The sequence below is a fragment of the Novosphingopyxis baekryungensis DSM 16222 genome, from assembly GCF_000420305.1.
In the GTDB taxonomy this organism is placed as follows: Bacteria; Pseudomonadota; Alphaproteobacteria; order Sphingomonadales; family Sphingomonadaceae; genus Novosphingopyxis; species Novosphingopyxis baekryungensis.
Window position 1 is genome coordinate 553701 of record NZ_ATUR01000003.1, and the last position, 18957, is coordinate 572657.

An 18957-nucleotide genomic window follows, 5' to 3' on the forward strand; every position below is an offset into this window, starting at 1 on the left:
ATTACCTCTTCTTCTTCGCATGACGCGACCGGACGATCATCTTGTCCGACGCCTTTTTCTTGTCGCGGGTCCGCATACCCTTGGTCGGCTTGCCCCATGGTGTCACAGGGTGACGACCACCGGACGTACGACCTTCACCACCACCATGAGGGTGATCAACCGGGTTCTTGGCAACGCCGCGTGTCAGCGGGCGCTTGCCACGCCAGCGGTTGCGACCAGCCTTGGCGAGCGTCGTGTTCGAATTGTCCGGGTTGGACACAGCGCCCACGGTGCCCATGCAGGTGCCGTGAATATAACGCTGCTCGCCCGAGTTGAGGCGCATCAGGACCATGCCGCGATCGCGACCGACCAGCTGCGCATAGGTGCCAGCGGAACGAGCGATCTGACCGCCCTTGCCAGGCTTCATCTCAATATTGTGGCAGATCGTACCGACCGGCATCTGGCTCAGCAACATCGCGTTGCCAGGCTTGGTGTCGGTCTTTTCGCCTGCGATGATGGTATCGCCAACATTCATGCGCTGCGGAGCGATGATGTAAGCCTGCTCGCCATCGCTATACTTGATCAGCGCGATGAAAGCGGAACGGTTGGGGTCATATTCCAGACGCTCGACCGTCGCTTCCACGTCCCATTTACGACGCTTGAAATCGACGATGCGATATTTCTGCTTGTGACCGCCGCCGATGCCGCGCGATGTCACATGACCCTTGTTGTTCCGGCCACCGGTTTTGCGCTTGCCTTCGGTGAGTGCCTTGACCGGGCCGCCCTTGTGGAGCTCCTTCCGGTCGACAAGCACCAGGCCGCGGCGTGCGGGGCTGGTCGGTTTATAACTTTTCAACGCCATCTCAGACTCCCGTGGTCACGTCGATGCTCTGGCCTTCAGCCAAAGTCACAACGGCCTTCTTGACGTCCGAACGGCGGTAAGGCTGGCCTTTCCAGCGCTTCGTCTTGCCCTTCTGGACCATCGTGTTCACGCGAAGGACCTTCACGTCGAAAAGCGCTTCCACAGCAGCCTTGATCTGCGGCTTGGTGGAACTGCCGGCGACCTTGAAGACCACGGCATTGTTTTCGGACAGAAGCGTCGACTTCTCGGTGATGTGCGGTGCGACGATCACGTCATAATGACGCGTATCGATCTCGCTTTTTGCCTTAGCCATTGAAACGAGCCTCCAGCTTTTCGAGCCCTGCGCGGGTCAGAACCAGCGTTTCGGCCCGCAATATGTCGTACACGTTCGCGCCGATCGCTGGCAGAATGTCGATGCCGTACAAATTGGCCGAAGCCTTTTTGAAGCCTGCATCCACGGTCTCGCCGTCGATCACCAGGGTACGCTTGCCGAAGCCGAGGCCAGCGGCCTGCTCCTTGAGCGCCTTGGTTTTGGCATCCTTCATTTCCAACGTGTCGAGCACGATGATCTTGTCGGATTTCGCCTTGTCGCTCAGCGCCATTTTCAGGCCGAGCGTGCGAACTTTCTTGTTAAGCGACGGATTGAAGTCACGCAGACGGGCACCATGGGCCTTACCACCACCGATGAAAATCGGTGCAGCACGATCGCCATGACGGGCGGTACCGCCACCCTTCTGCTTGCCGAACTTCTTGCCAGTGCGGGCAACGTCGCTGCGCTCACGCGTCGGACGGGCGGTGCCACGTGCCTTCTCGCGCTGCCAAGTGACGACACGGTGCAGAATGTCTGCACGCGGATCGAGCCCGAATACGTCTTCGGAAAGCTCGATATCGGCGCCGGCGTTTTTACCGTCGAGGGTCTGAACCTTCAGCTTCACGGCTTAGCCCTCCTTCTCTTGATCTTCGACAGGCTTGTCGCTGTCCGTCGGCTGATTTTCCACCTTCTCGGCGTTCAATGCAGCCTGCTCCTGAACCTTCTGGCTTGCTTCCATCTCGGCAGCAGCTGCCTCGATCTCGGCATCGGTCGGGCCAGCCTGACGCTCATGCGCGGCTGCGCTCTCGATCATGCCAGCGCCAGCCTCGTCGTGGGAGAACTGATCGGCGTTGCGCTTCATCGCGCCGGGGAACGGAAGACCCTCAGGAGCCGGCACCTTCACCGAATCCTTGACGATCAACCAGCCACCCTTCGAACCTGGCACGGAGCCACGAACGAAAATAAGGCCGCGCTCGCTGTCGGTACGGACGATTTCGAGATGCTGCTGCGTGCGCAGACGGTCGCCCATATGGCCGGCCATCTTCTTGTTCTTGAACACCTTGCCCGGATCCTGACGGTTACCCGTCGAACCGTGCGAACGGTGGGAGAGCGACACACCATGGGTAGCACGAAGACCACCGAAACCGTGACGCTTCATGGCACCGGCAAAGCCCTTACCCTGCGTACGACCTTGAATATCGACCATCTGGCCGGCCACAAAGTGATCCGCGGTAACGGTGGCACCGATGGGAAGAAGACCCTCTTCGCTGTCTACGCGGAATTCCGCGACGCGCGCCTTGGGGGTCACCTCAGCCTTCGCGAAGATTTCGCGCTGGGGCTTGTTGACGTTCTTGGCCTTGCGCTCACCAGCACCGAGCGTAACGGCAAAATAGCCATCACGGTCCATGCGGCGCTCGCCGACGACCTGACAATTTTCTAGCGACAAGACGGTGACCGGCACATGCTGGCCGTCCTCCTGGAAGAGGCGGGTCATCCCCATCTTTTTCGCGATCACGCCAGTGCGCATGATCAATGCTCCTTTAAACAGAGGCCTGCCGGGACCATTCCCGAAAGGCGTGAAGGCCCGCCGGATCATTCCGACGAACCCTATTTCAGCCCAGCTTTTCGTAACGTCGCCCCGTCCGGGCTAAATGCTTCAACGCGCCGGAGCGCTGGAGAGGCGAGACGGGGGACGCAGGCCACGGACGAAACCGTGCGGTATCCCTATGTCGCGGAAGAGACCTGCTCTTCCCAAAGATAGTAGAGGGCCAATGCCTCAACGCTGATCAAAGTGCAACCCCGATCAACGGATACCAACCGATCCTTCTGGATCAGGCCAGCTTGATTTCAACATTTACACCAGCAGCAAGATCAAGCTTCATCAAAGCATCGACTGTCTGCGGCGTAGGCTGCACGATATCGAGCAACCGCTTGTAGGTGCGAACCTCGAACTGCTCGCGCGACTTCTTGTCGACATGCGGGCCGCGGTTGACCGTGAATTTCTCGATACGCGTCGGCAGCGGAATGGGCCCACGGATGAGCGCGCCGGTGCGCCGTGCAGTATCGGCGATGTCTCCCGTCGCCTGATCGAGCACGCGGTGATCAAAGGCCTTGAGGCGAATGCGAATATTCTGCGTTTCCATAACGTCCAAACACTACCGATGCGAAAGAGCCAAAAAACAAACCGCCCCACATCCATACGGAAAGCCGGGGCGGCCTCTGAAATAACGAGCCGCCCGGATCAGTGACGAATCAAGGATCCGGGCGGCTGCGCAGTACTTATTACACCTTGATGGTGCTGACAACCCCTGCGCCGACCGTACGGCCGCCTTCACGGATTGCGAAACGCAGACCTTCGTCCATGGCGATAGGTGCGATCAGCTTCACGCCGATGGTCACATTGTCGCCAGGCATAACCATCTCGGTGCCCTCTGGGAGGATCACTTCGCCGGTCACGTCGGTCGTGCGGAAGTAGAACTGCGGACGATAGTTGGCGAAGAATGGCGTGTGACGGCCACCTTCGTCCTTCGACAGCACGTACACCTCAGCGTCGAACTCGGTGTGCGGCGTGATCGAACCGGGCTTGGCCAGAACCTGACCACGCTCGACATCGTCACGGGCCGTACCGCGAAGCAGTGCACCGATATTGTCGCCAGCTTCACCACGATCGAGCAGCTTGCGGAACATTTCCACACCGGTCACGATGGTCTTGCTGGTGTCCTTGATGCCCACGATCGACACTTCGTCGCCAACGTTCACGATGCCGGTTTCGATACGGCCGGTCACAACCGTACCGCGACCGGAGATCGAGAACACGTCCTCGATCGGCATCAGGAAGTCCTTGTCGACCGGACGGTCAGGCTTTGGAATGTAGGAATCGACCGCATCCATGAGAGCGATGATCTTTTCCTTGCCGATATTGTCATCACGGCCCTCGAGCGCAGCAAGCGCCGAACCGGAGATGATCGGAATATCGTCGCCAGGGAAATCATAGGAGCTAAGCAGCTCGCGGATTTCCAGTTCGACCAGCTCGAGGAGCTCTTCGTCGTCGACCTGATCGACCTTGTTCATGAACACGACCAGAGCGGGCACACCAACCTGACGGGCAAGCAGGATGTGCTCGCGGGTCTGAGGCATCGGGCCGTCAGCAGCGTTCACGACCAGGATCGCGCCATCCATCTGGGCAGCACCGGTGATCATGTTCTTCACATAGTCGGCGTGACCGGGGCAATCGACGTGCGCGTAGTGACGCTCAGCGGTCTCATATTCCACATGAGCGGTCGAGATGGTGATGCCACGCTCGCGCTCTTCGGGTGCCTTGTCGATGTTGGCGAAGTCAACGGCCGCGCCGCCATGCGTTTCAGCCATCACCTTCGTGATCGCTGCGGTCAGCGTGGTCTTGCCATGGTCGACGTGACCGATGGTGCCTACGTTTACGTGCGGCTTGTTCCGCTCGAATTTTGCTTTTGCCATTTTACCCTACCTTCTTCTGCAATGTCGTTTGTCGGGCCCTGAAGCGCCGCGCATTGGCGGCGACCTGAACCCAAGTCAACAGTCTTAAACTTGGCTGCGCACGCTTCCGGACGCCGGATACCGGGACGCGAAAGCGTGCCCGATAGCCGATCCGAACGCCTTAGGCCAGCTTCTCTTTCACCTCGTCGGCAACATTCTGCGGCACTTCTTCATAATGAGAGAACTGCATGCTGTATTGCGCGCGTCCCTGAGAGAACGAACGAAGCTGGTTCACGTATCCGAACATATTCGCCAGCGGCACCATGGCTTCAACAGCCTGGGCGATCCCGCGCACTTCTGTGCCCTGGATCTGACCGCGACGGGAGTTCAGATCGCCGATCACGTCGCCCAGATACTCTTCCGGGGTGATGACCTCAACCTTCATGACCGGCTCGAGCAGCTTGATGCCCGACTTCTGCGCCACTTCGCGCATTGCGCCGCGAGCACAGATTTCGAACGCCAGTGCCGACGAATCGACGTCATGATATTGACCATCGGTCAGGCGGATATCGAAATCGATGATCGGGAAGCCAATCATCGAGCCGGTCTCTGCTGTCTCGCGCATGCCCTTCTCGACCGAGGGGATATATTCCTTGGGAATATTACCACCCTTGATCTCGTCGATGAAGTTGATGCCCTGGCCACGCTCACCCGGGGTTACCGTCACCTTGATACGACCGAACTGGCCGGAACCACCCGACTGCTTCTTGTGGGTGTAGTCGACTTCGACTTCGCGCTTCAGCGATTCGCGGTAAGCCACCTGCGGCGCACCGACATTTGCTTCTACCTTGAATTCGCGCTTCATGCGATCGACCAGAATGTCGAGGTGAAGCTCGCCCATGCCCTTGATGATCGTCTGGCCCGATTCGTGATCGGTCGACACGCGGAAGGACGGATCTTCGGCAGCCAGGCGATTGAGCGCAACGCCCATCTTCTCCTGATCGGCCTTGGTCTTCGGCTCCACCGACAGCTCGATCACCGGCTCGGGAAATTCCATGCGCTCAAGAATGATCGGCTTGTTCGACGCGCACAGCGTGTCACCGGTCGTGGTTTCCTTAAGGCCCGCAATAGCCACGATGTCACCGGCATAGGCCGCATCGATATCCTGACGATCATTGGCATGCATCAGCAACATGCGGCCGATCTTTTCCTTCTTGTCCTTGACGGAGTTGAGCACGGTGCCCTTCTCCAGAACGCCGGAATAGATGCGCGCAAAGGTCAGCGTACCCACGAACGGATCGTTCATGATCTTGAACGCCAGCGCGCTGAACGGCGCTTCGTCGCTGGAAGGACGCGTGTCTTCGGTGTCGGTATCGGGCAGAACGCCCTTGATGGCCGGCACGTCGAGCGGGCTGGGCAGATAATCCACCACGGCATCGAGCAGGGGCTGCACGCCCTTGTTCTTGAACGCCGAGCCGCAAAGCACGGGCACAAACTTCTGGTCCAGCGTACCCTTGCGGATCAGCTTCTTCAGCGTGGCCACGTCAGGCTCATTGCCTTCCAGATAGGCTTCCATGGCATCATCGTCCTGCTCGACGGCAAGCTCGATCAGACGCTCACGATATTCTTGCGCCTTGTCCTTCAGATCGTCGGGAATTTCGATATATTCGAACTTCGCGCCGAGATCTTCGTCTTCCCAGACGATACCGCGGTTCTCGACCAGATCGACGAGACCCTTCAGGTCGCTCTCGATACCGATCGGGATGTACAGCACGGCAGGCTTCGCGCCGAGACGATCAATGATCGACTGCACGCAGAACTCGAAGTTCGCGCCGGTACGGTCCAGCTTGTTGATGAAGCACATGCGCGGGACTTTATACTTGTCCGCCTGGCGCCACACGGTTTCGGACTGCGGCTCCACGCCGGCCACGCCGTCGAAGCAGGCCACAGCGCCATCGAGCACACGGAGCGAACGCTCGACTTCAATCGTGAAGTCGACGTGGCCGGGGGTGTCGATGATGTTGATGCGGTGATCGTTCCAGAAGCAGGTGGTTGCTGCGGAGGTGATCGTGATGCCACGCTCCTGCTCCTGCTCCATCCAGTCCATCGTCGCAGCGCCATCATGCACTTCGCCGATCTTGTAGGACTTACCGGTGTAATAGAGGATCCGCTCGGTCGTGGTGGTCTTGCCGGCGTCAATATGCGCCATGATGCCGATGTTGCGGTATTTTTCGAGCGGATAATCGCGGGCCATGCTGGCTACTCCAGGAATGCGGTCGGGGTGTTCGGAATTCGGGGGCTATATAGGAAGAGGGGCCGGTATGTGCCAGCCCCTCTTCCGTTCGTTCAAGTTGGCGGGCGCTTACCAGCGATAGTGCGAGAAGGCACGGTTGGCTTCGGCCATCCGGTGCGCATCTTCGCGCTTCTTCACGGCGTTGCCGCGATTATTGGCTGCGTCCATCAGTTCGCCGGACAGACGGCCGACCATGGTGGTCTCACCGCGCCCACGCGCAGCCGAGATCAACCAGCGAATCGCCAGCGCCTGAGCGCGCTCCGGACGCACTTCGACGGGGACCTGATAGGTGGCACCGCCCACGCGGCGGCTACGGACTTCGATGCCCGGCTTGATGTTGTTGAGGGCATCATGGAACATCTGAACCGGATCGGTCTTGGCGCGCGCCTCGACGGTGTCGAGCGCTCCGTAGACGATGCGTTCGGCGGCAGATTTCTTGCCGTCATACATCAGGTTGTTCATGAACTTCGAAAGGATGACATCCCCGAACTTAGGATCGGGAAGAATCTCGCGCTTTTCTGGGCGACGACGACGTGACATAAATTTTTCTCCTGAACCCGGTGCTTATTTAGGACGCTTCGCGCCGTACTTCGAACGGCTCTGCTTGCGGTCCTTGACCCCCTGCGTATCGAGCACGCCGCGCAGGACGTGATAACGCACGCCGGGAAGATCGCGCACACGGCCGCCACGGATCAGCACAACGCTGTGCTCCTGGAGGTTGTGGCCTTCGCCCGGGATATAGGAGATGACTTCGCGCTGATTGGTCAGGCGAACCTTGGCCACCTTGCGCAACGCCGAGTTCGGCTTCTTCGGAGTCGTCGTATAGACGCGGGTGCAAACGCCGCGCTTCTGCGGGTTCTGCTCCATGGCAGGGACCTTGCTCTTGGCCTTCTGCGGAACGCGGCCCTTGCGGACCAGCTGGTTGATAGTCGGCATAAATGCTTCACCTTATCATTCTGTGTGCCACGACCGGTTGGCGCAAACGAACATCGCTTGCGCCCATGAAGGCCATGGCGGCGGTTACTAGAGCACCCGGCTGCGTGGGTAATGACGGGGGAACCAGTCCCATGATCCGTCCGCCCCGGGCGCGCTTGTTTTCAGCCCTATCGGCTGCTTCCATCTCGGCCATGCAGAAAAACACGGCCTTAACGGAAGCGCGCCCTCTACAGGCAAACAAGACGCCGGTCAACGCCCTGCCGTATGGGTTATGGGCAAAATCCAGGGCGCTTGCGGCACGGCCATTGCCGATGGTTGCCGGTACGTAGCGCCATCACGCCTTTGCGTCGAGGCCCCCGCGCTTGGCGAGCACGCTGTTCTCCATGCGAATGCGCCAGAATAGCAGCATCGCATTCAGGATGGAAAAGACGATCGCCACCGTCACTTCGTTCAGAATCAGCGGCACCAGCGCTATTTCCAGCACCACAACCAGATAGTTCGGGTGGGACAGGAAGCGATATGGCCCCCGCTTCACCCTCGGAAAGTCCGGCCCACTGACCAGCCGCGTCGTCCACCAGCGGCCCAGCGTCACCAGCGCCCAATAGCGCAGTCCCTGCACCACCACGAACAGCGCGAACAGCAACGATGGCGGCTCGGAGCCAGGAACCGCCAATGCCACAACGCACAACAGCCACAGCGTGTGGAGAATGATGAACAGCGGATAGCCCCGCTGACCGAATTCCTCTCCACCTTCCTTCAGCAGACGCGCCGTGTTGCGCCGCGCAATGACCAGCTCGATCATACGCTGCAAGAAAACATAGGCGATGAAGGCCACCGCCCAGATCGGCCAGTCGACCAGCGGGGTCATGGCCGCACCATGCCGATGGCGCCGGTGAAGCCGGGACCAAGCGCCGTCATCAGGAACGGCTTCTCGCGCTGTTCGGCCAGCAGACGTTGCAGCACGAACAGTACCGTCGGCGACGACATGTTTCCATAATCGCGCAGGACCGCGCGTGTGGCTGGCAGCGCTGCGCCTGTGTCTGGTGCATCCGGCACGAAATAGGCGGCCAACGCATCGACCACGCGTCCGCCGCCGGGATGGCAGGCAGGCTCTCCCATATCGGAGAGAGCGAGCCCCTCCCCTGCAAGATATGCATTGCACATGGGCGCAAACTCCTGCGTCACGAAGGCGGGAATATTTTTGGCCAGCACCAGGTCGAAGCCGGTATCGCCGATGTCCCAGCCCATCATGTCGATCGTCTTCGGCCAGACGCGCTGGGCGAAACTGCCGATCTGCGCACCAGGCCGATCGGCGGACAGGATGGCCGCGGCGCAGCCATCGGCGAACAGGCAGGCAGCAACGATGTCCTTCTTGTCCATCCGCTGATGATCATAGGCCAGGCTGCACAGCTCCAGCGCCACGAACAGCGTGTGCCCGCCGCCCTGCGTCAGCTGCGACGCAATCGACAGGCCTAGCACGCCGCCCGCACAGCCATAACCGAACAGCGGCACCGTGCGCGTATCGGGGCTGAACCCCATGTCGGCAATCAGGCGGCTGGGAAGGCTCGGCGTCATCGTGCCGGTGGTGGATACGAACACGATGGTATCAATATCGGCGGGTGACAGAGCAGCAGCGTCCATCGCCTCATTCGCCGCACGGCGCGCCAGCGCCGCCCCGGTGTCGGCATAGACCTGTGCGCGCTCGGGCCAGCTGCGCGGCTGCATGTAAAAGTCCACGGGCCGCGCAATATGGCGCCGCGCGATGCCGGTATTGGCAAGGATGCTCTCCATCCGTCCGGGCAAGGGGCTGCCGCGCCCAGCAGCCAATATGTCCATCACATCGCCCTGCTCCAGGACGGTATCCGGCACCGCAGTGCCGATCGATTGCAGATAGGCCAATGTCCGTACGGGCTCCTTGCAGATCGCCGGCCCAAGCAGGCGATCGTTCATTCTTACGAAGCGTTAGCGCCAAAAGCTGCGCGCCGTCTTGCAAATTCCCCAGTTCGGCAGATTTGCGCCGCCGATGACTTGCTCCGGACGCACAGATTTCACGCCCCTGTCACCGCCCGTCGCCAAGGGCAGCGCACAACCAAAACAGAGGGCTCTCTTCCATGCGCACCATCTCCCATCTTGCTATCGCCATATCGCTCACCGCCGGCCTCTCGGCCACCGCACAGGCGCAGTCCGCCGCCACTCTCGATGCGGACCAGCCCGGCAATGCCGGCGTCAATGACGAGATCGTGGTCACCGCCCAGAAGCGTGCCGAGAGCATTACCGATGTACCGCTGACCGTGACCGCACTGAGCGGGGAATCGCTGGCCAGGATCGGCGTGGACGAATTCGACGAGGTGGCTGCTTATATTCCCGGCCTGATCGTGCAGGAGCAGAGCCCCAATAACCCCGGCTTCGTGATCCGTGGCATTACCTCCGATTCGGGCAGCGCGCAGATCGCGCCGCGCGTATCGATCTATTATAATGGCGTCGACGTATCGCGCTCGCGCGGATCCTATTTCGATCTGTTCGATATCGAGCGGATCGAAGTGGTGAAAGGCCCGCAGGCTACTTTGTTCGGTACCGCCTCCACCATCGGCGCGATCAGCGTCATCACTGCCCGCCCCACGTCCGACGAAAGCGCCTTTGGGCAGGTGAGTTACGGCAATCTGGGCGCGGTGCAGGCCACCGGCGTCATCAATGGCGGCAGCGAAAAGGTGCAGGGGCGCCTGGCCGCCACCTATAAATATCGCGACGGCTATGTGCGCAATATCGCTGGCCAGCCGGGCACCGTCAGCGCGCAGCAAGTTGGGGTTGTGCAGGACGATCTGAACGGTGTGGACCAGTTGGGCGTGCGCGGATCGCTGCGTCTGCGCCCGACCGAGGACGGCATCATCGATTTCGTGTTCACTTATGAACAGCAGCGCAATCCCGGCACGGCGTTCAAATCCGGCACCATCGCGCCGACGGGCGGCGACACCAGCCCCTACAGCTTCGCCGAACTGGGCGGATCGCCGTTCAGCGAGGCAGTGCTCGGCCTACCAAAGCTCGGCCTGAACCGCGAAGTCTATGACGCCAATGTCAGCATCGAATTCCCCATGTCGGACGACTGGTCGCTGAATTCCATTACCGGCTATCGCAAGTTCGACAGCCTGGAAGTGTTCGACGCCGACGGATCGGGCCTGTTCTTCCTGGAATTTGCCGAGGATTCCAAGGGCGAGCAGATGAGCCATGAGACGCGCATCAACTATGACGGCGGCAATTTGCGCGGTTTTGCCGGCTTCAACATCTTCCATGAAGAAGGCACCCAAGGCGTTCCCTTCTCCACCGATGAGGGCACCTATATCGCCTGCGCGCCCTTCCCTGCCTTCAACCCCGTGCGACAGGCCGTGGCCCCGGCATTCGGCGGGCTGGACAATGTCTGCATCGGCCCCAATGGCGAATTTAATGCCGCTGCCGTCAGCGGACTGCTCACGCAGGGCGCGGCGGCCATCATCCCCTATGCCAGCGAATTCGTGAATGGCGGCAAGAACAGCAGCTATTCGCTGTTCGCCGATGCCACCGCCGTGCTCGGCAATCTGGAGCTGACGGCTGGGCTGCGCTATCTCTATGAAGAGCGGCTATCGACCTATTTTTCCAACCAGCCCGGCAGCCAGGTGTTCGCCGGTCTGGGCGCGCCCGGCGTGGCGCTGCTCGGTTCGGTCGATACCGCCGGGCAAACCTTCCGCGTCAGCGATGACTATGACGCCTTCCTGCCCCGTTTCAATGCGCTCTACCGCATCTCGCCGGATGTGAACCTCTACGGCACCATCTCCAAGGGCCGCCGCTCGCCGGTGCTTCAACTTGGCGCAAGGAGTACGGCCAGTGGTCCGGTGGCGAATGTTACCCGGATCGCGGAGGAAACCGTCTGGAATTACGAGGGCGGCATCAAGGGCAGCTTCGACGGGTTCACCGGATCGCTTGGCGCCTTCTATCAGGATTACAATAATTTCCAGGTTTCCCTGATCGACGATGCCGGCAATGCACAGAACTTCAACGCCGGGCAGGCGCAGAATTTCGGCATCGAGGTGGAAGGCAGTTACGCCGTCTCCCGCGATCTGCGGATCTTTGCCAATTATGCCTATATCGATGCCAAGATCGGCGAGCCTGCCGACACATCGGTCACCCAGTTCGTCGACAGCCGCTTCCGTCTGACGCCCGAACATAGCGCGTCCGGCGGCATCGATTTCGACAAGGATCTGGGCGGCGGCATCGGCATCTTCCTGACGCCGACCGTCACCTTCCAGAGCCGGGTCTATTTCGAGGTGCCCAACAGCCCGCTGACCACCGAGGATGGCTACACCCTCGTCAATCTGCGCGGCGGCGTCAGCTTCGACGATGGCCGCTATGAAATCGCCGGTTTTGCCCGCAACCTGCTGGACGAAGACTATCTGATCGACGCAGGCAATACCGGCGGCTCGTTCGGCACCACCACCTATATCGCTGGCGAACCGCGCCTGTACGGCGTGCAGCTTTCCGCGCGCTTCTGAACGATCACTTCCCAGGGCTGCGCCCGCTTGTGAGATGCCCCAGCCATGGGCAGGATCGCGGCGCAGCCCACTGTTTTTCCGACCGGGAGACTTTTGTCATGACCCTAGACCTCGACCGCCGCCTTCTCCTGCAGGCAGGCACCTTCGGCATTGCCGCACTATCACTGCCCGGTGCGGCGCTGGCCTTTCAATCGGCCAGCGGTTTTTCCCACGGCGTCGCCTCGGGCGAGCCGACGCAGGGTTCGGTGCTGCTTTGGACGCGCTATGTCAGCAGCGGCGATACCCGATTGACCGCCGAAGTCACCGACCCGGCCACCGGCAAGGTGGTCGGCGGCGGATCGGTCACCGCGATGCGTGACCGCGATTCCATCGCCAAGCTGGTGGTCGACGGGTTGCAGCCTGGCCGCTGGTATTATTACCGCTTCATCGCCCCGGATGGCAGCGCCTCCCCGCAGGGACGCACGCGCACGCTGCCCGATGGGGAAACCGCCAAATTTCGTATGGGCGTGTTCAGCTGTTCCAACCTGTCCTTCGGCTGGTTCAACGCCTATGCCGCCGCCTGCGCGCGCGACGATCTGGACCTGGTCATGCATCTGGGCGATTATTTCTACGAATATCAGGTTGGCAAATACCCATCCGCTGCAGAGGCTCTGCCTGGCCGGACGATCCAGCCGAGCAATGAGATCCTGACGCTCATGGACTATCGCCTGCGCTATCAAAGCTACCGTGCCGATACCGATCTGCAGCGTCTGCACCAGATGTGGCCGATGATCGCGCAGTGGGACGATCATGAAATCGCCAATGACAGCTGGCAACATGGCGCAGAGAACCACCAGGCGGACGAAGGCGATTATGAAACGCGCAAGCGGATCGCGCGCCGTGTCTATCGCGAATGGATGCCGGTCAGTGATTTGCCCGACGACCACGATCAGTGGAAAAGCTACCGCATCGGCGATCTGGCCACCATCTTGCTAACGGAAAGCCGTCTGCACGCGCGCGATGAGCAGCTCGATCTGGGCGCTGCGCTGAAAGGCCAGACCAATGTGGAAGCCACCCTGGCCGCCTTCCGCGACCAGACATGGCGCGACCCAAGCCGCACCATGCTCGGCATGGATCAGGAGGCATGGTTCGCGGACACGCTGAAACGCTCCGTCGGCGCCGGCCAGAAATGGCAGGTCTGGGCGCAGCAGACCGTTATGGGCAATCTGCGCCTGCCGCCACAGGCGCTCGGTTGGATCCCCGAAAGCGCACCGGAGATTGCCAAGCAGCGCGCCGCGATCGGTGCGATGGCCAGCAAGGCCGGTCTGCCGCTCAATTTCGACAGTTGGGACGGCTATCCCGCTGCGCGCAACCGTGCCTTGAAAGCTGCACAGGCCGCCGATGCCGACCTGATCGTGCTATCGGGCGACAGCCATAATGGCTGGGCCTTCGATCTGCCAACGGAGGGCAAGCCAGCCGGCGTCGAATTTGCCGGCCACAGTGTCACCTCGCCCGGCTTCGAAAGCTATTTTAGCGGGGTCGGAGCGGATACCGTTGCCGCCGCGCTCTACGAGACCAATCCCACGCTAAAATGGGCTGACCTCGGCCAACGCGGCTATATGTCCGTGGAACTGACGCCAGACACCGCCAGCGCCACCTGGGAATTTGTCGGCACCATCCGCGAACGCTCGGCTGCGCTGTCTGGCAGTCACAAGGCTGTCGTGCAGAGCGGCCGCCGCGTGATGAGCGCCGCCTGATCAGGAACCACACTCACTGCATTCGCCATTAGGGGAAGCAATGGGGCGCGCCGCTGGCAAAAGGAGCCGACGGCTCAGAAACGAAAAAGCCGCTGTCCTACTGCCCTTTGGCGGGCACATAGGACAGCGGCTTTTCTATCATAGCATTAAGGCTGCCATTGGCCGCCGTCGGGATCCATTATTGCAACCGCATCCAACAGGATGATCGCAAAGGGCCGTTGTGGCGGTGAAATGGCCGTGCCGTTTACGACCTTTCGGCAGCCGTAAACCGATCAGCCTTGCGGCCGACCGCCCCCGCCGCTGCCGCGATTGGCGCTGCGGCGATTGCCGCCTCCACCAGCGCCGCCCGTGGATTTGCCGCGATGCGGCTTGCCGCCGCCAGCCTTGCGCTCACCGCGCGGCTGTCCGGCACCCTTTCCGCCACCAGCCGCGCGCGGCTTGAAGCGCTGCTGGCGCTGACCGCCCATCTGTGGCGGTGGCAGCTCCTCGATCTCTGGCTTGTCGAAACCCTTGGGCAATGGCTCGATATCGAGCTTCATCTTGATGGTGCGCTCGATGTCGCGCAGCCACTGGCGTTCTTCGGGGCCGACCAGCGCGATGGCGATGCCGCTGGCATCCGCACGGGCGGTCCGCCCGATGCGGTGGACATATTGCTCGGGCACATTGGGCAGTTCGTAATTGAACACATGGCTTACGCCGGACACGTCGATACCGCGCGCGGCGATATCGGTGGCGACCAGCACGCTGACGCCGCCCTTGCGGAAGGCGTTCAGCGCCTTTTCGCGCTGCGGCTGGCTCTTGTTGCCATGGATCGCGACCGCATCGATGCCGGCATGATCCAGGCTCTTGATGAGCCGGTCACAACCATGCTTGGTGCGCATGAAGACAAGCACGCGGTCCGGGTCTTCGCTGCGCAGCAAACTCGCCAGAATCTTCGGCTTGTCTTCGCTACGCACGAACATGCCGCGCTGCTCCACCTTTTCGGCGGTGGTGGCCTGCGGTGCCACGGAAACCTTCTGCGGATCGCGCAGGAACTGCTGGCTCAACTCGGCAATGCTCTTGGGCATGGTGGCCGAGAAGAACAGGCTCTGGCGCTTGTACGGCAGCAATTTCACGATGCGCTTGAGCGGCTGCATGAACCCAAGGTCGAGCATCTGGTCGGCTTCGTCCAGCACCAGGATTTCGACCATCGACAAGTCGAGGGACTTCTGATCGTACAGATCGAGCAGACGACCCGGCGTCGCGACGAGAACGTCGACGCCCTTGGCGAGCGCACGCTTCTGCCGGTTGATCGGCACACCGCCGAAAGCGGTCGTGACATAAAGCCCCGTGCCGCGGCCGTAATTTACCATGCTGTCGGCAATCTGCTTCGCCAGTTCACGCGTCGGTGCGAGCACCAGCATGCGGCACTGGTTGCGCCCGGTGCCAAGCTTCTTGTCTGCCAGACGGTGCAACGAAGGCAGCGAGAATGCCGCCGTCTTGCCGGTGCCGGTCTGTGCGATGCCGAGAATATCGCGGCCTTCCAATGCCAGCGGAATTGCCTGCGCCTGGATTGGCGTGGGGTCTTCATAGCCTTCGCTCTTGAGGGCATTCTGAAGCGTCGCGCTAAGCGCGAAATCGGAAAATTTGGTCATAAGGTCTTTCAATAAAGACGACTGCCCCGAAGCGCCTCACCCTGTATGCGTCTGAAACGCAAATGCGGATGATCGCGCCGCGCGTGCGGCCGGATCGCTAAAAAAGCGACCCGCGTGATTGGGCTGCCGTGAAAAGGATCGCGATAAAGAGGCACGGCCGATGCCGGATCATTCCGGCTCACACGCTGCGCGCGCCCAAGACGGTCTGGCCGTTCTCGCTGACCGCCAAGTGGATGCTGCGCTGCAAAATGTCAAGCGCCGTATGAAACATAGCACCACTCCGATCGAATATGGTGCAGCGCACAAAATCCTTGCAACCGGCGGCCCTCGGCATCATTCTTGTTGACATGGAACCGAACAAAATCGTGCTCGAAGCAATCGCCCGCCAGAAATGTGTGATGGCCACCTACAACCGGCAGGAGGTGAAACTGGCTCCCCATGTTCTGTGGATGCGGCATGAAGATCTGTTCGTTGACGCCGTGGCGCTGGAGCGGGACGGCAAGCCGCCCAAGGAGCACAAGATCGGCACCTATAAGCTGGACGGCCTGAAGGACCTCTCCTCCCACGATCAGTCGTTCCTGCCGGCAAGCACCTACAATGCCAATGATCCGAAATATGCCGACGCCAAGCTGTTCGCACTGGAGCCGTTGCGCGTGTAAGCTTGGCGCATGCAGGGCGCGCTGATAGGAGCACTTCAAATCGCTCCATCGCATTGAAAAGGCCCTCGCCATGACGACCGACCGCACCCGCCCCGTCCGCACCAGGGTTGCGCCCTCGCCCACCGGGGACCCGCATGTCGGCACGGCCTATATCGCCCTCATGAACTGGCTGTTCGCCAAGAAGTATGGCGGGCAGTTCATCCTCCGGATCGAGGATACCGATCAGGTTCGTTCCACGCCGCAGTCCGAACGGATGATTCTGGATGCGCTGCGCTGGCTTGGTCTCAGCTGGGATGAAGGGCCGGATGTCGGCGGACCGCATGGTCCCTATCGGCAGTCCGAACGCACCGCGCTGTATCAGGAGCATGCGCAAAAGCTGGAGGCCGACGGCCACGCTTTCAAATGCTATTGCACGGCCGAGCGTCTCGATGCGATGCGCAAGGCGCAGATGAAGGCCGGTCAGCCGCCGCGCTATGATGGCCGCTGTTTGACCGAAGAAGGCCGCGCCGACGCCAAGGCAGAAAGCCCTGACGGCAGTTTCGTGCTGCGCATGAAGATCCCCGGCGAAGGCGTCTGCGCCTTTCAGGACGAATTGCGCGACGATCCGATCACCATCGAATGGTCCAAGGTGGACATGCAGATCCTGATGAAATCGGATGGTTTCCCGACCTATCACATGGCCAATATCGTGGACGATCATGCCATGGGCATCACCCATGTAATTCGCGGCGAAGAGTGGATCAGCTCCGTGCCGAAGCACGAGTTGCTTTATTCCTATTTCGGCTGGGAGCCCCCGAAATGGGCTCATCTGCCGTTGCTGCGCAATGCAGACAAATCAAAGCTTTCCAAGCGTAAAAACCCCACCAGCATCCTGTTCTTCCAGCGCGCTGGCTATCTGCCAGAGGCTCTGATCAACTTCCTAGGCCTGGCGGCCAAATCCACGTCCGGCGGTGAGGAAATGACCAGCCTTGCCGAGCTGCGGGAGGATTTTGCGCTCACCAACATCTCGCTCGGCGGACCCGTATTCGATGTCGGCAAGCTTGACTGGCTGAACGCGCGCTATCTTCGCGAAACCATGGATGCGCCTGCCTTCCTCAACCGCGTGCGCGATTGGGCGTTGAATGAAGCATATCTGCTTCCGATTGCCGAGATGGCCCAGAGCCGGGTCGAAAAGCTTGGTGATCTTGGCGGTCTCACCGCCATGTTTTTCCAGAACCGCCTCGATATGGATGAACCCACGCTACGCGATGTGAAAATGGAGCCGGATGAGCAGCGCCAGGCGTATCAGCTCGCCTTGTGGAAGTTCGACGCGCTGACCGAATGGGACAAACCATCCGTGGAGGGCGTTCTGCGCGATACGGCAGAGACATTGGACATCAAGTTCAAGTTCATGATGCGTGCCTTTTTCATCGCCATCACCGGCAGCCCGACGTCCGTTCCGCTGTTCGAAGCGACCGTCCATCTGGGCCGCGATATCGTGCGCGAACGCCTGCGCCACGCGCTGGATATCCTGGGTGCGCCATCCAAGAAAGAGCTCAAGGCGTGGGAAAGCCTGGCCAGCCGGTAGACCGAGCCGAGCCTTTATTTCTGCTCCCGTGTGGCATCCCCGCACATGTATTTCTTGGCCGTAGGTGCGTCGCATTCGCTGACAACGCCATATCGGTTTTGAATATTGCCAAATATTATTAACCTGCATAGGGTTACGAAACGTAAACGATCAATCTTTGAGCTGATATTTGCTACCCTATGCAGGACTACACTGAACGTATGCCAGAATACACTGATTGCGACCGAGTGATTTGTGGAGCGTTGTTCTGCATGCGGATTTATTAGTTGTGCAGACATCCAATCTCCTCATGGGTGCTATACTTGCAGCAACCGATAAGAACTTGATTCCGCCGGCCAAGCAGGTGGCGCTTCCTGCTGGCGTCCCGATCAACGACGAATTCATTTACGGAGAGCATATCTTCGTCATTGAAGAAGGCGTGGTGGGGACATTCGTGAAATCCCGAAAGTCCGGCCGAGTGTCCGAGGTCGGCATGATCGGCATAGAGGGTATGTTTCCTCTGGGATCTCTGCTGCGCCTTCAGTTGCCGACGGATTATTTGGTGGTCCCGCAGCTTGGCATACTGAAGGCCCATTTGATTGAACGCAGTCTCTTCTTGGATTGGGTCGGGGATAGCGAACAAGTCAGAAGATTGTTTGACCAATATCTGTATTTTCAGCTGATCGAGAAAAACAGCACGATTGCGTGCATGGACCAGCAGGGCGTCGAAGAGCGCATCAGCCGTGTTCTGTTGATGTGTCACGATCGCACTTTTGGAGATATCCTGACAATTACGCACGAGGACGTCGCGCAGATGATTTCGTCTTACCGGCCTACCGTCACGAACTGTGTCCATAATCTGGAAGATCAGGGCGCGATCAAGCTCAGCAGAGGGCAGATCGAAATCCTGAACCGCGATCTTCTGAAAGACATCTGCGGCCACACCTATGGCTATGCCGAGCGTTTTTACCGCGACAATATTGCGCCTTTTGGCAAATAGGCCGCTCGGAAGCGCGCCCTTCCGCGCCC

Annotated in this window: 17 protein-coding genes; 5 read left to right on the top strand and 12 right to left on the bottom strand. The window is 60.3% G+C overall.

Annotation, left to right across the window (positions count from 1 at the left end):
• Position 1: 1 nt before the first annotated feature.
• The 11 genes from rplB to G410_RS0106610 all read right to left on the bottom strand — a co-directional run bounded on the left by rplB (position 2) and on the right by G410_RS0106610 (position 9783).
• Positions 2-841 (bottom strand): 50S ribosomal protein L2, encoded by an 840-nt coding sequence (gene rplB, locus G410_RS0106560; RefSeq protein ID WP_022672858.1) that lies wholly within the window; start codon positions 839-841, stop codon positions 2-4.
• A 1-nt stretch (position 842) separates the two neighbouring features.
• On the bottom strand, positions 843-1154 hold the full coding sequence (locus G410_RS0106565) for a 50S ribosomal protein L23 (RefSeq protein ID WP_022672859.1): 312 nt from the start codon (positions 1152-1154) through the stop codon (positions 843-845).
• Entirely contained in the window at positions 1147-1776 is a 630-nt protein-coding gene (gene rplD, locus G410_RS0106570) for a 50S ribosomal protein L4 (protein WP_022672860.1), read from the bottom strand. Before rplD ends, G410_RS0106565 begins: the two co-directional genes overlap by 8 nt.
• A 3-nt stretch (positions 1777-1779) precedes the next feature.
• Positions 1780-2646: a 50S ribosomal protein L3 gene (gene rplC, locus G410_RS15905; RefSeq protein ID WP_425411244.1), complete on the bottom strand. Its 867-nt coding sequence runs from the start codon at positions 2644-2646 to the stop codon at positions 1780-1782.
• A 337-nt stretch (positions 2647-2983) separates the two neighbouring features.
• The gene (gene rpsJ / locus G410_RS0106580; RefSeq protein ID WP_022672862.1) at positions 2984-3295 is read right to left on the bottom strand and encodes a 30S ribosomal protein S10; all 312 of its coding nucleotides are present in this window, start codon (positions 3293-3295) and stop codon (positions 2984-2986) included.
• Between the two features lie 139 nt (positions 3296-3434).
• Positions 3435-4625, bottom strand: a complete 1191-nt coding sequence (gene tuf, locus G410_RS0106585) for an elongation factor Tu (protein WP_022672863.1) — start codon at positions 4623-4625, stop codon at positions 3435-3437.
• Positions 4626-4785: 160 nt separating this feature from the next.
• Positions 4786-6858, bottom strand: a complete 2073-nt coding sequence (fusA, locus tag G410_RS0106590; protein ID WP_022672864.1) for an elongation factor G — start codon at positions 6856-6858, stop codon at positions 4786-4788.
• Positions 6859-6966: 108 nt separating this feature from the next.
• Complete coding sequence (rpsG, locus tag G410_RS0106595; RefSeq protein WP_022672865.1) at positions 6967-7437, bottom strand: 30S ribosomal protein S7; 471 nt, start codon at positions 7435-7437, stop codon at positions 6967-6969.
• Between the two features lie 24 nt (positions 7438-7461).
• The gene (gene rpsL, locus G410_RS0106600) at positions 7462-7833 is read right to left on the bottom strand and encodes a 30S ribosomal protein S12 (protein WP_006831873.1); all 372 of its coding nucleotides are present in this window, start codon (positions 7831-7833) and stop codon (positions 7462-7464) included.
• 334 nt (positions 7834-8167) lie between these two features.
• Entirely contained in the window at positions 8168-8701 is a 534-nt protein-coding gene (locus G410_RS0106605; RefSeq protein ID WP_022672866.1) for an isoprenylcysteine carboxyl methyltransferase family protein, read from the bottom strand.
• Complete coding sequence (locus G410_RS0106610; RefSeq protein ID WP_022672867.1) at positions 8698-9783, bottom strand: type III polyketide synthase; 1086 nt, start codon at positions 9781-9783, stop codon at positions 8698-8700. Before G410_RS0106610 ends, G410_RS0106605 begins: the two co-directional genes overlap by 4 nt.
• Positions 9784-9944: 161 nt before the next feature.
• Between G410_RS0106610 and G410_RS0106615 the strand changes: the two genes are divergently transcribed.
• Positions 9945-12353 carry a TonB-dependent receptor gene (locus tag G410_RS0106615; RefSeq protein WP_022672868.1) on the top strand — a complete coding sequence of 803 codons (2409 nt, stop codon included), beginning with the start codon at positions 9945-9947 and terminating at the stop codon, positions 12351-12353.
• A gap of 98 nt (positions 12354-12451) precedes the next feature.
• A complete protein-coding gene (locus G410_RS0106620; RefSeq protein ID WP_022672869.1) occupies positions 12452-14089 on the top strand; it encodes an alkaline phosphatase D family protein in 1638 nt (545 codons plus the stop codon).
• A gap of 272 nt (positions 14090-14361) precedes the next feature.
• Here G410_RS0106620 and G410_RS15910 read toward each other — a convergent pair whose 3' ends face one another.
• A complete protein-coding gene (locus G410_RS15910; RefSeq protein WP_022672870.1) occupies positions 14362-15723 on the bottom strand; it encodes a DEAD/DEAH box helicase in 1362 nt (453 codons plus the stop codon).
• A 347-nt stretch (positions 15724-16070) separates the two neighbouring features.
• Between G410_RS15910 and G410_RS0106635 the strand changes: the two genes are divergently transcribed.
• From G410_RS0106635 to G410_RS0106645, 3 genes are all read left to right on the top strand, one after another.
• Positions 16071-16382 carry a hypothetical protein gene (locus G410_RS0106635; protein WP_028971150.1) on the top strand — a complete coding sequence of 104 codons (312 nt, stop codon included), beginning with the start codon at positions 16071-16073 and terminating at the stop codon, positions 16380-16382.
• 70 nt (positions 16383-16452) lie between these two features.
• Complete coding sequence (gene gltX, locus G410_RS0106640) at positions 16453-17949, top strand: glutamate--tRNA ligase (protein ID WP_022672873.1); 1497 nt, start codon at positions 16453-16455, stop codon at positions 17947-17949.
• Between the two features lie 268 nt (positions 17950-18217).
• Positions 18218-18928, top strand: a complete 711-nt coding sequence (locus G410_RS0106645) for a Crp/Fnr family transcriptional regulator (protein WP_211214997.1) — start codon at positions 18218-18220, stop codon at positions 18926-18928.
• Positions 18929-18957: the final 29 nt, after the last annotated feature.